Here is a 15,751-nt window from a genome sequence, read left to right on the forward strand (position 1 = left end):
GTAGATTTTAAGTTACTCGGTAATTACTTTTCAAAAAATAATTGTACTAATCCTCCAGTATGATGTCGTTACCCGATGTTGCATACAATCCTAACAAGGCACCGGTAAAACCTCCGGCAACATCGGTAGAGAGAATATCTCCAGAAACTGTTCCGCCAACCGTTTTGAAATCCGAACCGTTTACTGCATAACTAAATTGATATTCATCCCCATCGGCTGATATTTTTAGGTCTATTGGGCCATTCAAATCAATCGGTTCCGTTGCTATGATTTTAGAAACTGTTTCGCCACGCCAATTGGGTTTACTGTTTTTCTGAAGAACTAAATAGTTTTGCTTTCCTTTTTTTGTGATACCGAATACATAATTGGAATTTTCATTTTGATAGGCCGTAACTCCGGCCATGTCTTTTTCCGATTTCGGCTCATATTCCAAAGTAGTTGTAAAGGAAAAGGTTTTATGCTGTTGCCGATGAAATAACGTTGAGGTAGGTTTTCGTTCCTTGATGTTGGTACTAAACGGGGTTATTTCCAAGCCTTTCTTTGTTTGTTTGATGAACGCTTCCCGTGTACCCCTTAAACCAATCCATCTATAATCCAGCTTATCCGAAGAGAAATCTTCTTCAAAGGTGAAGTTTCCATTGGGTATAAAACCATCTTGACCGGTTTTATTGGTTACGCCTTTCGGCATTTTAAGCTTTGGCTCTATAGGGACCAAACCATTTTCGAAGACAGGATATTCACCGGACCAATCTACGGATAGAATAAAGGTCTCCCTACCCGTATTAACGCGATTTTCTTCATTGGGCCTAATGGCAAGGAATACGCCGTAATATTGGTCGTCCGGACCTTTAACCAAATCGGCATGACCGGCCCAGTCCACCATATTTTCTCTGTCTTTTGGAAAGTAACGTTGGGTCAAAATCGGGTTACTTGGAGCAGGAATGTAGGGTCCTTTTGGGCTATCACTTTTAAAAATCACTTCACTATGCCAGTCGCCCGTACCACCTTCCGCGCACATTAAGTAATAACTTCCGTCTTTTTTATAGATATGTGGTGCCTCGATCCAAATAGGTTTTTCGGTAATATCTACGCCACCATCTACAATGATTTCGTCTGTGCCGGCTATTACTTGATCCTTCTCAATATCATATTCCCATATCTTGATGACCCTGTGCCCATTGTATAATTCTTTTCCTTTATCCGGGGCATCATTATGTACAACATAAGCCTTACCGTCATCATCAAAGAAAATGGAAGGGTCAATTCCGCCAAAATCTAGCTTTTTTGGGCTACCCCATGCTTTCATAGGATCTTTTGTTTTTACGATGATATTTCCTAGTCCCCCAGAAAAAGCCGTAACAATCATATAAAATGTATCATTATGAGGGTTGTAGGTTATACCAGGGGCATAAACACCTTGACTAATACCGGTATCATGAGGATTGAACTCTGTAATATCATCTAGAACACCACCTAAGTCGGTCCAATTAACTAAATCTTTTGAGTGGAAAATCGGCACGCCGGGAAACATGGCAAAAGAGGAGCAAACCATATAATAGTCGTCTCCCTTTCTGGTAATGGCAGGGTCTGGGTAACAACCCTGTAAAATGGGGTTATAAAATTCCCCTTCTTCCAATGGATAATCGTTGTAGACCTGATCGTTACCCTCATAGATGACTTTCGTAAATATGGGGACGTTTTTTTTAGGTGGATACGTACTGTATTCCGCAACCGTAAAGCTTACCATGGCAAACAGCGATAAAACGACCATTGCTAAAAGTGTATTTCTTTTTCTCATTTTTAAAGTATTCAAAAGTTGTATTAATTCTTATTTATCTTTCCAGTACTTATGTGCCCACGCAATCCAAGTACTCCAGTTGGGCCCTGTGCTATGCCCGCCCGCATGTTGCCTAAAAGCAACTTCTCCAGAAGTTAAAGCTTGACCAATTACCGGATATTCTTCGCTTTCCATACCTTTTTTGCCGAGTAAGGTATATACTGGGGTGGCATGAAGTCCTGCAAGGAACATGCCCTTTCCATCCACCCAATTTCCTTCGATGAGTGGCGAACCTACGCTAATAAAGACGGGTCTTGGCGCACATAGGGCAATGAGTTCATGGGCATCAACGGGCAAGTCATTTACCGTGAGCGTGCTAGCGTACTTAATGAAATTGCCAGCAAACCAGTGGTACTCGCCGCTAGAAGCCAAATTTTCTACCATCTCACCAAAATTCCTTCGTAATAGGGAAGCTCCTCCAGCACCAGAGCTACCAATAAAGCCCAAAGAAAACCGTGGGTCAAAGGCCATGGTGACCAAGGCCGCCTTACCATAGCGAGAGGTTCCTTCAATACCGATTTTTGAGGCATCGATTTTAGGATTAGTTTCATAGTAGTCCATGGCTCTTTCTGCGCCCCAGGCCCAAGCACGAAGCACGCCCCAATCTTGGGGACTTCTATGTTTTCCTTTGTTTGTCAAGCCGATGATGCCCGAGGTGAGTCCGGCCCCATGATCAGCCTGTACACTTGTGGGTACCAAAATGGCATAGCCCCAGTGCTGTGAGATGAGTTGTTGTTTCCATAACGGTTCGTACGAGGATAGCAAATAACTGCTAGGTTCTTTAGGAGGATGACCAAAAGGCCAAGTGATAAAGCCAAAACGGGTGACCAAAGGGACTGCTTTTTCAATGATTTTGGGAAGGCCTATCAGCAACTCAATATTAACTTCGATATTGGGATGGTTGGAATTGTCCACCTTGCCGATAAGTAGCGTTTCCATTACCGGATACGGACCGGCGGTGGTGTCTTTTTCCGACACGATGGTCCAGCTTATATCGGGGATGTTTTCGGGTACATGACCGTACATCTCCTCTTCAAACTGTGCTACTATTTCTGGTCTTCTAATGTTCCACCAAGCTTTTTCTGTTGCTACTGGAGTTCCGTTTGAAGTAACTAAAGGGTCGGGTAGGGAATAGAAACCAACTTTGTTCTCATCCGTATTAGCGGCATTGGGGTCAGTAGGATTTCCTGATGGTCCTGGACGATTGGGAATCGTAATCCCCAATTGCTCCTTCATTTGTGCAAAATCTTGTCGGGTATACTTGGCGATACTATCCCTTGACAAATCACTATTCTGGGCACCTACTAGGATAGTACTTAAGAAAATAAAGAAGTATAGTATTTTTTTCACGTTGGAAGGATTTTTGTTCAGTTATCAAGGTCTTTCCAAAGGTTGGGCAGAAACCTATAATATAAGAGGTGCCGCCAAGTAGACCAGTCATGTCCACCCTTGCCGCCCACATAGTATTCGTGTTCTATGTCATGGTTGTTCAATGCATCGACGAGGCCTTGGACCCTAGCATTGAAAAAACCTTCCGCTTCCTTGGTTCCTTGACCTACGAAAAGATAATCGACCTTGTCATTGACTTTTGGATCATTTAAGAAATCTTTCAAAGAAGTTTCCGCATCGGTATCTCCAGCACTGAGAATTCCAAAGTTCGCAAAAAGATCGAGCGACCTAAAACCGATGAACATACTGTGACGGCCTCCCATGGATAATCCGGAAATGGCCCTTCCTTTAGGAGATTCTATCGTACTGTAATTTTTATCTACTATTGGAATCACATGGTTTCGTAGCTCCTTTTCAAAAATATCAAAGGTCAGTTGTGCATGCTCAGGATGATTCCGATGAATGACCTGATTGTTGGGTATGGCAATAATCATTTGGTTTGCCTTGCCTTCTGCCAAAAGATTATCCATAATAAAGTTCGCTCTTCCATCATAAATCCAATTGGATGGTAGCTCGCCACTACCTCCGACCAAATAGAGTACGGGATATTCTTTACTGGAATCATAGCTGGGAGGCGTGTATACATACAATTCCCGTTCGCCATTGGTGACATCCGAATGATAAACGTGACGCGTGACATTTCCATGGGGTACATTTTTCGCATCATAATACGAAGGTTCGTCACCATGCACCACCAAAGTACTGTATGGTGGCATGGCCGTAAAAGCGGCCTGAGTATTATTGGGATCTGCAATTTGTGCACCATCTACCCTAAAATGATACGAATACATATCCACCGGAAGCGGGCCAATAGTCAATGACCAGACCCCATCATCACCTTTGGTAAAAGGGATGGGCTCTCTTCCCTTGCCCAAGGCAGTGTTGATGGCACCGGGGTTCAATTCCACATTTTTTGCGTCGGGAGCTTTTACCCGAAAAGTAACGGTGCGGTCATCATGCACTTCGGGAGAATTTACCGCTGCACTAAAAGGAATCAACCCTTCCGTATCTTTCTGAGGGTTATAGTCCAAGTTGACATTCGCTTGCTGACCAAAGCCAAGGGCTGCAGTTAACAGCAGAGCCGAGGTGAAAATTTGTAAATAAAAATTCTTAAAATTCATAGTAGTGTATTAAAGTTTCATCGCCTGCTTCAATTTTTAAAAATGAGCTGGGCAAATTCATAAAGGCTTCTACGCCAAGTCAACCATTCGTGTGCCGTCTTGGGCGATTCGTAAAAGGTGTAGTCAATACCTTGTTTGTCAAGCATGTTCTTGAAGGCGCCGATAGACCCGGGAAAAGGGTTTGGTTCTTTAGTACCCATGCTCAAAAAGAAAACATCCATTTTTTCATCAAGCGACACACCATCATCAAATACCCCGTTCAAGAAAGTAGTAGTATCAATGGCATCACTACTGGGATAGTTGGAAGTACCGCTAAAACCTCCGTATGAAGCGAAAGTATCCAAGTTGTTCATGCAGATACGCATGGTCTGGTTGGCTCCCATGGATAGGCCAGCAATAGCCCTTTGCGTCCGGTCCGTTTTGGTCCTGAATTCTGCATCAATCATGGGAATTATTTCGGTCATCATCACTTCCTCGAAAGCGGAGGCGGGTCTGCCACCGGACTGACTTTTCTCCAGTTCTTCCGGTCTGTAAGCATAGCCGTTATCCATCACGATAATCATCGGTTCCGCTTTATTTTCGGCTAACAGATTATCCAAAATCAGATTGGTATGCCCTTGGGAGGTCCACCCCGTTTCATCCTCAAAACTACCATGTTGCAAATAGAGTACAGGATAACGTTTGTTGGTTTCTTTAAGGTAGTTTGGCGGGGTATACACAAAACAGCGTCTCCAGCCCTTGGTAATCTCCGAGAAATAGATTTTTTCCGAAACCAAACCATGAGGCACCTTTTTAAGGGCATAAATTTCCTTGTCGCTTGATGGTATTTCGATTCCGCTTCCCCATCGGCCAGCGCCGTAGTAGTATTTGGTGCCCGGATCGGGAACCGATGCCCCATCCACATTCAATTGGAAATAATGAAATCCTTCATCCTGCGGTTCGGATTCCCCGGTCCATAGACCGTCTTCATCTTTGACCATCTCATATTTAACCCCTCCGATATCCAAACGGACATCGGTAGCATGAGGAGCCAAAATTTGGGCTCGTACTTTTCCTTCGGAATTGACTTGCGGAAATTCTTTTCCAGGTTGATTGGTCTCCGATGGCTTGTACCCATCACTGCTTTTGGATTGGGCAAAACTGTATCCGTATCCAAAAAAAGCGATTAGCGTCAGCGTAAAAATGCTGTTTTTCATGTGTTCTCGGAATTCAGGATTTTACTTGGCAAACAACATGGGGGCCATTTCTTTCAAACTGCGACGCCATGTCTGGAATTCGTGGGCCGTGCCTTCAGAAATATAGGAGGCCACTGGGTAACCGGCCTCTTTTAATTTTTCTGTAGCTTCCTTTATGCGCTCTGGACGTTCCTTACTGCCGCAGCTTAGAAATATAAGTTTCACATCTTCTTTGTCGATATCCTCAGGAGCGTACGTACCACCACTTAACAAACCGTAATATTCGAATACATCAGGCTTATTCAAGGTAATCATCTTTGTTTCCATACCACCCATGGAAAGTCCCGCCATGGCCCTATGGGATGCATCGGCCATAGTACGAAAATTTTTATCTACATAAGGAATCAGTTCATCCACCATTACAGTTTGAAAAGGGGTGATGTCAAAATTACGGAGTCCCCCGAACTTGATTTCGTTCGTCATCCCGTAGGTCATTACAATGATAAAGGGTTCAATTTTACCCTCGGCAATAAGATTGTCCATAATCAAATTGGCATGGCCTTGATTGCTCCATGCGGTTTCATCCTCGCCCCAACCATGTTGTAGGTATAATACCGGATATTTTTGTTTGGATTTTCGGCATATCCTGGAGGGGTATAGACAAATGCTCTTCTTGATGTATTCGTACTGGGTGAAGGAAATAAGATTTGTTCCACCTTACCGTGAGGAACATTCTTTAGTGCATAGAACTCTTGGTCATGTGCAGGAATTTCTATACCGCTTTCCCAGCGTACAGAACCGTAATAGTTCTTGGCGCCAGGGTCATTGAAGGTACCGCCATCCACATTCACGTGGTAGTAATGGAATCCCTCGTCCATAGGGCCTTCGGTAGTACCCACCCAAAATCCGTCTTCTCCTTTTTCCAATTTAGTGCCACCTCTGCCACCTAAGCCTAAACTGACCCGTACACTATCCGCGGCAGGTGCCTCAATTCTAAATCGGGCATAACCTTGGGAATTCACCTGGGGATATTCCTTGCCCGGTTGGTTTTTTGTAGAAGGTTTGAAATCCTCAATAATAGTTGGGCTATTTTGAGCACTGCTTATATAGCTCACTGCAATAGTGAGTAAAGCGATTAGTGGTAATTTTCTGTTCATTTTATATTGATTATAGTATTGTTTTAATCCAGTTCATTCTTAATTCGGAAATAGTCGAAATCCACCAAGCCTCCGGTTTGGGAAGTGGCATAATTGAAGAGCCCAAAACGGTATCCCATAAAGTGGGGTAGGGTGTAGGACATTTTTAATTCCGAACCTATTCTTTTCCAATTTTTGTTATCCAAACTATAATAAAACCAAGCAACGTCCTTCTTGTCCGTAAAATCGCAGCTGGCTTTTAAATAGATTGTTTTTTGATTTAGCGCCAGCTCCTCTACAATCTTTTCACCTTCATTATTTCCTAGAACCATGACAATTTTCTTTTTGCCCTTTACTTGGGTTGCACCGACCCAACCGTAGTTTTTTTGGAGAAGCACCAATCCGGCATTATCACCATCTTTCATGTTAGAAACGTCTATGGAAGTAACACCCTGACAAACGGGACCTATCGTTCGTTGTGTAAGCGTATTTCTGGTATCCACCAATGTTTCGTCCGTTCGCCCTGTGGTCAATCGTAAAAAACCTTTACGGTTTGAAAGCGACCATAAACTGTCCACAGGATTATGGTTCCATTGCCAAACCAATGGAAGTATTACATCATTTTTTTTACGCTTGAACTCATCCGAAGCCACGATATTCGGAATCAATCCTTCGCTTGGAGGTAAATCCAAGGAATCAGGGACTTTTCCATCTATGCCAAGTAAGGGCCAACCATCTTCCCATTTGACCGGAACTATATATGGAATTCTACCCACGGAGCCATAATCCCTAAAGAGATAAGAAAACCATTTGCCATCCGGGGTATCTATGAGGCCGCCTTGGGCAACTCCTTTGTCCTGAAGGGCAAGTCTGCCTTCCCAAGGACCGTTGATGTTGTCCGCTCGATGAATTAATACGGTACGCATCCCACCCCTTGGCCAGGTAATGTTGAAAAGATAGAATTTTCCGTTGATTTTAAAGAGTTGTGAACCTTCTGCACCCAACATGATGTTGTCACCGGCCGGGGCACTGGCGTTTTCAATCAAGACCCTTTCCGTTCCTTTTTTTACGCCGGACAAATCGCTTTCAAGTTCGGCAATCATCAATTTCCCAGCACCCCAAATCATGTATACTTTGCCATCATCGTCAAAATGGACCGTCAAGTCGTGATAGGAAGGTTCAAACGAGGTTTCTTTCCAAGGACCGTTTTCTATATCCTTGGTAGAAAAGGCGTAGGTTTTTCCGGTGGTGGCTGCAAACGTGAAGACATAAAATGTTCCATTATGGTAGCGTATACAACTGGCCCAAGAACCCCTGCCGTAGGCATTTTTACCGTTTTCCATATTTATGGCATCCACTTCTCCGAGTCGGTCATAGGCATAGTTCACCAATTCCCAATTGACCAAGTCTTTGGATTTCATGATAGGAACCCCCGGACTCAAATGCATAGTGGTACTGCTCATATAGTACGTGTCTTCTACACGCACCATGGATGCGTCCGGAACATCCGCAAACAAAATGGGGTTCTGTGCGTTTTGCTTTTGGGCATGAGCGGAAAACTGAAGCATCAGTAAAACGAGCAAAATAGTATGGGTGAAAAATCGGATCATGCTTACTTCTCCATTATAAAGGTGTATGTCTTTCCTTTTTCAGTTTCCAAATCGTATAGATACGTATTTGCCAATTCTAGATTCTTCAAGGTGGCCTCCTTGGAAATTATGGGTGCAGCCGTTTCAGGTACATAAAAGAGTGGATTCGGATTTTCGTCTTCCGCTTTTTTCAAGGTTCCTATTCCGACTAATTCTACAGCGTTTGGAACTCGAAGCCGAAGGTTTCCTCCCAAATTCGATTTTATCGTAGCGACCACCAATTTTTTATCCTCCCATTCCATCGAAACCAATTCAAAATTGCCCCGAGCTTTTAATCCGCCTACATAACCTGACTTTAGGGCATCGGGAATGGCGGGGAGTAAATGAACCGACCCATCGGAACTTTGCAACAACATCTCGGCAATACCAGAGGTGCACCCAAAATTACCATCGATTTGAAACGGTGGGTGTGCGTCAAAAAGGTTATTGTAGGTGCCACCTCCACCTTGGTTGATACCCACCGGGGTCAATTGGTCTTTTATCAATTTATAGGCATGGTTGCCGTCTTGCATTTTGGCCCACCAATTTACCTTCCAGCCCATGCTCCATCCCGTTGAAACATCACCCCGTTGTAGGAGCGTATTTTTTGAAGCTGCAAAAAGTTTGGGGGTTCGGTAGGGCGAAATCTGGTTGGACGGAAAGAGACCGTACAAATGGGAAATATGTCTATGATGATCTTTGGGCGAGTCCACATCATCCAACCATTCCTGTAATTGATTGTGCTTGCCCACTTGCATGGGTGGTAGTTTCTTCCGTAACGTTTTAAGGGAATCGGCAAAGGCTCCATCTTTTTCTAAAATTTCTGAAGCTTTGATTGCCGTATTGAAAACATCCAAAACCAATTGATTGTCCATTGTAGAACCTGCCGTAATGGAAGAGCCTTTATGTTCCTCTGGGGCGTTTTCGGGAGAATTTCCAGGAGCAACTACCAAATAGGGGTAGTTAGGGTGCTGTACCAAAAAATCGGCATAGAACTCCGCCACCCCTTTCAACACAGGATAGCTAGATTGTAAAAACGAGGTGTCGCCCGTATATAAATAATGTTCCCAAAGATGCTGACTGGTCCATGCACCTCCACCGTTCCAGATACCCCAAAACGCACCGTCTATGGGGCCGGTTATTCGCCATATATCAGTATTGTGGTGCGCCATCCAACCCTTTGCGCCGTACATCACTTTTGCGGTTTCTTTTCCTGTTTCCGAAAGCTCTTGCACCATGGTCAAAAAGGGTTCGTGCAATTCCGAAAGGTTGGTGCGTTCCGCAGGCCAATAGTTCATTTCGGCGTTAATGTTGATCGTATATTTACTGTCCCATGCGGGTTTCATGCGTCCGTTCCATATTCCTTGTAGGTTTGCTGGTTGTCCACCAGGTTGGGAAGAGCAAATCAATAAATACCTTCCAAATTGAAAATATAGGGACACAAACGAAGGGTCATTAGTATTTCTAAAATTTGCCAATCGCTCATCCGTAGGTAGTTTTGAAGCCTCCGAACTTCCAAAATCCAAAACAACCCTATCAAAGAGCTTTTGATATTTTTTAATGTGGTCAGACTTTAATTGGTCATACTCTTTTTCAAAAGCAGCATCCAAATACGCTTTTGCCCGTTCCGTTTCATCACCACTCAAGTCATGGTATGAATTAAAGTTTGTAGCAATGGAAACCATGATAACGGCTTCATCCGCATTTTTAACTTCAACGGAGGAATTGGTTTGGGTGACCGTTCCGTTAGTAGTTTTTATTCTGGCCAGCGCATTGAACTCCACTTTACCCTCTACTCCTTCGTGGTCACTCGTTTTGCCCCAAAGTGAAAGTTGGTCGTTACCCTGAGTCTCAATTCTTGGTTCTAGGTGCGGCGTAGTAAAGTTTGCCGTAAATGAAACTTTACCCGGTTCATCAGCCGAAATTTTGATAACTAGCACACGGTCGGCCAAAGAAACAAATGCTTCTCGGTTATAGGTAATCCCATTTAATTGGTAAGAGGTTTTACTAACGGCCTTGCTGATATCCAATTCCCGATAATAGTCGTTGTAATTGTTATGGTTTGGAAACGACAGTTCCAGATTGCCCACGGGCTGGAACATTTGACCATGCGATTTTTTGGTAATGATCTTCTCATTGGCCAGTTGTTCGGCGGCCTTGTATTCACCATCAAAGATTAACTTTCTCACTTCTGGCAGAGCTTCCAGTGCATTGGGATTATCATTTCGATTAGGGCTTCCACTCCATACGGTATGCTCGTTCAATTGAAAAATTTCATTAGACACATTGCCGTAAACCATGGCTCCTATGCGTCCGTTTCCTATGGGCAAAGCATTTTCCCAATCCTTCCCGGAAGGTTCATCATACCATAATTTTAGGTCAGAATTTTGTTGTCCGAAAAATAAAAATGGAGCTAGGAGAATGGCCGTACATATTACTTTATTAAGGGTTACCATCTAACTTATAAAATGAAGGTTTAAATTTAAGTTTTCAATATACACATAAAGCCGATTTAAATTTTATTTTTAAAAAGTATTTTTTGAATAATTGTGAAGGAATCTAAAAAAAACCAATAAATTGTTAGAATAACTTCCGTTATTTTGAGACTTATAACATTTGTGAACCGAATTATTAATTTTTTTGGTTTAAGATAAGTGACGCAGCACCATGAAATATATCATTTGCCAGGAACCTGGCCGTTTTGAATTGAAGGAAAAAGAACGACCGGTTAGAAGGACCGGGGAAGTACTGGTCAAAATACATCGTGTAGGTATTTGTGGAACGGATTTACATGCCTATGGTGGAAATCAAGCTTTTTTCAAATACCCAAGAATACTGGGTCATGAACTCGCCGGGGAGATATTGGATATTGCCCAAGATGAAGATGATTTCAGAATTGGCGATCAAGTAATCGTCATGCCTTATGTAAGTTGCGGCACCTGTGTGGCCTGCAGAAATGGAAAAACAAATTGCTGCACCCAAATCAATGTTTTAGGCGTACATGTGGATGGGGGGATGCAACAAATTATAAGCCTGTCTAAAAATCTGCTTATTCCCGCAAATAATCTTTCCCTCGAGGAAATGGCCATCATTGAGCCTTTGGCTATTGGGGCACATGCCCTAAGAAGGGCAGCTATTCATAAAGGCGAAACAATCGTAGTAATTGGTTGTGGACCTATAGGTATCGGCCTCATGAAGTTGGCCCAAATTAAGGGTGCCAAGGTTATTGCCTTGGATATGAATAAAGACCGATTGAATTACGCTGCCAATCAAATAGGGGTTTCCCATGTTTTGGACGTTAGGGAGAGCCCCCTTGAAAAGATAGCTGAAATTACCAATGGTGACTTGGCTACCGCTGTATTTGACGCTACTGGAAACAAACATGCTTTGGAAACAGGTGTATCCTATATGTCACACGGTGGCAGATTTGTTTTGGTAGGCCTTTCCAAAGGAGAACTTACCTATGTGCACCCCCAGATACATGCCAAAGAAACGACTTTGATGTGCAGTAGAAATGCTACTTTGGAAGACTTTCAGTTCGTAATCGATCATATAAAGGAATTTCCAACAGATTCGTTTATAACGCATAAGGTTCATTATTCTGAAATGATTGAACATTTCGACTCTTGGTTATTACCAGAAACAAATGTGGTCAAGGCCATGGTTACTTTTGATTGGAAATGAAAAGTTCGTTTTTATGATTATTGACTCACATCAGCATTTCTGGATTTTTGAAAAGGAAAAACATGCCTGGATCGATGATAATATGGCCAACATCCGAAGGGATTTTTTACCGATGGATTTGGAGCCCATTTATAATGAAAACAAGGTGGGTGGTTGTATTGCCGTACAGGCGGACCAAACCCTTAAGGAAAACGATTTTCTACTGGACTTGGCCAGTAAGCACGATTTTATAAAAGGCATCATAGGTTGGGTCGATTTGCGAAGTGAACGTCTTCAGCATGATTTGGACATTTATGGGCAATTCCCCATTGTCAAGGGGTATAGACATGTAGTACAGGCCGAAATAGACCCATTATTTCTTTTAAGGAAAGAATTCCTGGAGGGTATTGGAGAGCTGCAGAATCGCGGCCTGATCTATGAAATTTTGGTCTTTCCGCATCAATTACCTTCCGTATTGGAATTCGTGAGGCTTTTTCCCCACATAACTTTCGTACTTGACCATATGGGCAAACCCTATATTAAATCGGGATATATCAAAGCATGGAAATTACTCATGAAGGAACTAGGGAATGTTGAAAATGTACACTGTAAAATATCGGGTGTAATTACGGAGGCGGATTACAGGAATTGGTCGGTTCCCGGTTTACTACCGTATTTGGAAGTGGCTCTGGAGTCCTTTGGTACCAAGCGTATACTTTATGGTTCTGATTGGCCCGTTTGCCTTGTAGCCGGAAATTATGGCAAAGTCCTGGAATTGGCCAAAGAATTTGCCAATGAACTTTCCGAAAATGAGCAACAGGATTTCTATCATAATAATGCAGGGAGAATATATAACCTAAAAAATTGAAGCAGCATGGATTTAAATCTTAGAGGCAAAATCGTTGTAGTAACGGGTTCAGCGGGGATGGAAGGCAGCATTGGACATGCAATAACATTTGCCTTGGCAGCGGAAGGTGCCATACCGGTACTTATCGATAGGAACATAAGGGGGATTGAGTACGAAAAGCAGTTAGGGCAAACCGGGTTGGATGCCCTTTTTATTCAAACGGACATGACCGATGTAGACCAAATCAAAAATGCGATAGATAAAGTTTCAGAAAAATATGGTCGTATTGATGTGGTCATAAATAATGTGGGCGTAAATGATGGGGCCTCCTTGGACAAATCCATTGAGGATTTTGTAGCCTCTTTAAAACTGAATCTTATCAGCTACTTTGCAACGGTCAAATTTGCGTTACCCCTATTGAAAAAAAGTAAAGGAAATATATTGAACATTGGGTCCAAGGTAGCCCTTACCGGGCAGGGAGGTACTTCTGGTTATGCGGCCGCCAAGGGCGGCGTCTTGGGACTTACCAGGGAATGGGCAGTGGATTTGATAAAATTTGGCATACGCTCCAATGCGTTGATGATTGCCGAAAGCTATACACCCGCGTATGAGTCTTGGATAAATAGTTTGGAGAACGGAAAACAGAAATTAGAGGAGATAAAAAACAGGATTCCCTTGGATTCAAGAATGACGTTACCGTCTGAAATAGCCGATACCGTTCTTTTTTTAATATCGGAAAGATCCTCCCATACTACAGGTCAGTTCGTTTTTGTAGACGGGGGGTATGTACATTTGGATAGAGCTTTGTTATCCACAAAATAAACCAACCCAACCTAAAATCATGGCAAATCAGACCCCAACACCATTACTTAAACAATCGGTATTAGTTCCCTTTATACTTATTACTTCCCTTTTCGCCCTTTGGGGTTTTGCAAATGATATAACCAATCCAATGGTTTCCGCATTTAAAAAAGTGTTGGAACTGGATAATTTCCAAGCCTCTTTGGTTCAATTGGCATTTTACGGTGGATATTTTACCATGGCCCTACCTGCCGCGATATTCGTTAACCGATATTCCTATAAGAAAGGTATTTTGCTGGGCCTTGCCTTGTATGCCGTAGGAGCCCTTCTTTTCTATCCGGCAGCGGCCTATGAGGAATTTGGGTTTTTTTTGGCGGCCTTGTATATTCTGACATTTGGATTGGCATTTTTGGAAACTACAGCAAACCCTTATATTCTTTCAATGGGCTCCGAAGAAACTGCTACAAGACGCCTTAATTTGGCCCAGGCCTTTAATCCAATTGGAGCACTGCTAGGTCTTTTGGTAGCACAAAAATTCATTCTGGCGTCATTGCAATCAGATGACCTTTTGCCTAACGGAGCGCCTGTTTATGGAACTTTGTCAGAAACAGCTAAGGAATTGGTAAGGACATCGGACCTGGCAGTAATTCGTAATCCATATGTAATCTTGGGTCTTGTGGTCATTGCATTTTTTGTGGTCATTGCATTGATCAAAATGCCACGTAACGAAAGACAGGAAGGCAAAGTGGTTGTATCGGAATCCATAAAAAGACTTTTTAAGTCCAAAAAATTTGTAGGGGGTGTAGTGGCACAGGCTTTCTATGTAGGGGCACAGATTATGTGTTGGACCTACCTTTATCAATATGCGGAATCCTTTGGTATTACCAATGAGAAGGCGGTAAATTTTGGAATTGCGGCGTTGGTCATATTTTTGACTGGTAGATGGGTGGGAACCGCACTACTCAGGATAATAAGTTCCGGAAAGCTACTGTTTATATTCGCCATAGGAGCATCCATTTTTACATTGATAACCATTTTTGTTCCGGGTATGGTAGGATTGATCGCTTTGGTAGGCATTTCCTTTTTTATGTCCATTATGTTCCCAACAATCTATGGTATTGCATTGGAAGGGCAGGGAGATGATTCCAAATTTGGGGCTGCCTTTTTGGTAATGGCCATCGTTGGCGGTGCGTTGATGCCCACCTTACAAGGATTGATTTTGGATTTGGGGGGAACCGGTTACACGGATATATCGATTTTGGGAGTACCTGAAGTGAATTTCTCATTTGTTCTACCATTGTTATGTTTTATTCTTGTTGGAATCTATGGACGCAATGTGTATACAAAATACAATCCTACATTATGAAACCAACCAAACGCTATTGTTTTGCCTGTGATTTGGTAAATGAGCCTGATTTAATAAAGAAATATAGGGAATATCATGAAGCTGGAAATGTTTGGCCAGAGGTTACTGAAAGTATTAAAGGTGCCGGTATTTTGGATATGGAAATTTATTTGGTCGAGAACAGGCTTTTTATGATTATGGAAGTGAACGAAAGCTTTTCCTTTGAACGGAAACAAAAAATTGACAAGGAAAATGCCAAAGTTCAGGAATGGGAACAATTGATGTGGACGTTCCAACAGGCCTTACCGTCTGCACGTGATGGGGAAAAATGGATACCAACCGAATGTATATTCAAGCTATCTCGATAAGTGATAAAATCAATCGTACAATTTTAAACATGCTCTAAATTATTCTTATAAAAAATGCATTGTGTCCCTATATTTTTGGAATTCGATGGCGATTGTACATTTTGAAGACATTTTATTTATAGTTTTTATCAGCGAGAATCAAACCTAAACTTCAAAACAGCCTCATAACATCGTTTATTAACAGTTATGCGGTCCATTCCAACGTAAAATAAGAGGTGTAAAATTTTAATTTATAGAGTTTTATCTAGTTTTATGGGATCTAATCATTCCTAAGTAATTTGCATTATTTGGGGCAATAAGATGAAGTACTGTTAAAATTATACCCTGATAAATGGGTGTTGTTTGAATAATTAACAATATAATCAGTTGGGTGCAACAATA

General features: G+C 42.4%; 13 protein-coding genes. 5 read left to right on the forward strand and 8 right to left on the reverse strand.

From position 1 onward, the window contains the following. Positions 1-46: 46 nt before the first annotated feature. From ACZ41C_RS09315 to ACZ41C_RS09350, 8 genes are read right to left on the reverse strand one after another with little or no spacing between them, the layout of a single operon-like run. The gene (locus ACZ41C_RS09315) at positions 47-1,798 is read right to left on the reverse strand and encodes a glycoside hydrolase family 43 protein (RefSeq protein ID WP_464560922.1); all 1,752 of its coding nucleotides are present in this window, start codon (positions 1,796-1,798) and stop codon (positions 47-49) included. Positions 1,799-1,828: 30 nt separating this feature from the next. Then, on the reverse strand, positions 1,829-3,187 hold the full coding sequence (locus ACZ41C_RS09320; RefSeq protein WP_464560924.1) for a glucuronyl esterase domain-containing protein: 1,359 nt from the start codon (positions 3,185-3,187) through the stop codon (positions 1,829-1,831). A 17-nt stretch (positions 3,188-3,204) separates the two neighbouring features. Beyond that, positions 3,205-4,407 carry an esterase gene (locus ACZ41C_RS09325; protein ID WP_138257842.1) on the reverse strand — a complete coding sequence of 401 codons (1,203 nt, stop codon included), beginning with the start codon at positions 4,405-4,407 and terminating at the stop codon, positions 3,205-3,207. A gap of 29 nt (positions 4,408-4,436) precedes the next feature. After that, entirely contained in the window at positions 4,437-5,603 is a 1,167-nt protein-coding gene (locus ACZ41C_RS09330; RefSeq protein WP_138257841.1) for an alpha/beta hydrolase-fold protein, read from the reverse strand. A gap of 21 nt (positions 5,604-5,624) precedes the next feature. Continuing rightward, positions 5,625-6,227 (reverse strand): alpha/beta hydrolase, encoded by a 603-nt coding sequence (locus tag ACZ41C_RS09335; protein ID WP_464565742.1) that lies wholly within the window; start codon positions 6,225-6,227, stop codon positions 5,625-5,627. Continuing rightward, positions 6,128-6,739: a hypothetical protein gene (locus ACZ41C_RS09340; RefSeq protein ID WP_464560927.1), complete on the reverse strand. Its 612-nt coding sequence runs from the start codon at positions 6,737-6,739 to the stop codon at positions 6,128-6,130. The genes ACZ41C_RS09335 and ACZ41C_RS09340 overlap by 100 nt, the downstream gene beginning before the upstream one ends. Before the next feature lie 23 nt (positions 6,740-6,762). After that, entirely contained in the window at positions 6,763-8,328 is a 1,566-nt protein-coding gene (locus ACZ41C_RS09345) for a glycoside hydrolase family 43 protein (RefSeq protein WP_464560929.1), read from the reverse strand. A 2-nt stretch (positions 8,329-8,330) separates the two neighbouring features. After that, a complete protein-coding gene (locus ACZ41C_RS09350; protein WP_464560931.1) occupies positions 8,331-10,802 on the reverse strand; it encodes a glycoside hydrolase family 95 protein in 2,472 nt (823 codons plus the stop codon). A gap of 211 nt (positions 10,803-11,013) precedes the next feature. Here ACZ41C_RS09350 and ACZ41C_RS09355 point away from each other — a divergent pair, with 211 nt between their 5' ends. From ACZ41C_RS09355 to ACZ41C_RS09375, 5 genes are read left to right on the forward strand one after another with little or no spacing between them, the layout of a single operon-like run. After that, a complete protein-coding gene (locus tag ACZ41C_RS09355; protein WP_464560933.1) occupies positions 11,014-12,030 on the forward strand; it encodes a zinc-binding alcohol dehydrogenase family protein in 1,017 nt (338 codons plus the stop codon). Positions 12,031-12,043: 13 nt separating this feature from the next. Then, positions 12,044-12,877 carry an amidohydrolase family protein gene (locus ACZ41C_RS09360; RefSeq protein WP_464560935.1) on the forward strand — a complete coding sequence of 278 codons (834 nt, stop codon included), beginning with the start codon at positions 12,044-12,046 and terminating at the stop codon, positions 12,875-12,877. 6 nt (positions 12,878-12,883) lie between these two features. Further along, positions 12,884-13,678 carry an SDR family oxidoreductase gene (locus ACZ41C_RS09365; RefSeq protein ID WP_464560937.1) on the forward strand — a complete coding sequence of 265 codons (795 nt, stop codon included), beginning with the start codon at positions 12,884-12,886 and terminating at the stop codon, positions 13,676-13,678. Between the two features lie 19 nt (positions 13,679-13,697). After that, positions 13,698-15,023: an L-fucose:H+ symporter permease gene (gene fucP / locus ACZ41C_RS09370; protein WP_464560939.1), complete on the forward strand. Its 1,326-nt coding sequence runs from the start codon at positions 13,698-13,700 to the stop codon at positions 15,021-15,023. Further along, complete coding sequence (locus ACZ41C_RS09375; RefSeq protein WP_464560941.1) at positions 15,020-15,370, forward strand: L-rhamnose mutarotase; 351 nt, start codon at positions 15,020-15,022, stop codon at positions 15,368-15,370. The genes fucP and ACZ41C_RS09375 overlap by 4 nt, the downstream gene beginning before the upstream one ends. The last annotated feature ends 381 nt before the right edge of the window (positions 15,371-15,751 follow it).

Source organism: Maribacter sp. C-4077 (assembly GCF_055378385.1).

Excerpts from the sequence above, each read along its gene's own strand:
- ACZ41C_RS09315 (WP_464560922.1), bottom strand. The coding sequence starts at position 1,798 with ATGAGAAAAAGAAATACACTTTTAGCAATGGTCGTTTTATCGCTGTTT.
- ACZ41C_RS09325 (WP_138257842.1), bottom strand. The coding sequence starts at position 4,407 with ATGAATTTTAAGAATTTTTATTTACAAATTTTCACCTCGGCTCTGCTG.
- ACZ41C_RS09330 (WP_138257841.1), bottom strand. The coding sequence starts at position 5,603 with ATGAAAAACAGCATTTTTACGCTGACGCTAATCGCTTTTTTTGGATAC.
- ACZ41C_RS09340 (WP_464560927.1), bottom strand. The coding sequence starts at position 6,739 with ATGAACAGAAAATTACCACTAATCGCTTTACTCACTATTGCAGTGAGC.
- ACZ41C_RS09345 (WP_464560929.1), bottom strand. The coding sequence starts at position 8,328 with ATGATCCGATTTTTCACCCATACTATTTTGCTCGTTTTACTGATGCTT.
- ACZ41C_RS09350 (WP_464560931.1), bottom strand. The coding sequence starts at position 10,802 with ATGGTAACCCTTAATAAAGTAATATGTACGGCCATTCTCCTAGCTCCA.
- ACZ41C_RS09355 (WP_464560933.1), top strand. The coding sequence starts at position 11,014 with ATGAAATATATCATTTGCCAGGAACCTGGCCGTTTTGAATTGAAGGAA.
- ACZ41C_RS09360 (WP_464560935.1), top strand. The coding sequence starts at position 12,044 with ATGATTATTGACTCACATCAGCATTTCTGGATTTTTGAAAAGGAAAAA.
- ACZ41C_RS09365 (WP_464560937.1), top strand. The coding sequence starts at position 12,884 with ATGGATTTAAATCTTAGAGGCAAAATCGTTGTAGTAACGGGTTCAGCG.
- fucP (WP_464560939.1), top strand. The coding sequence starts at position 13,698 with ATGGCAAATCAGACCCCAACACCATTACTTAAACAATCGGTATTAGTT.
- ACZ41C_RS09375 (WP_464560941.1), top strand. The coding sequence starts at position 15,020 with ATGAAACCAACCAAACGCTATTGTTTTGCCTGTGATTTGGTAAATGAG.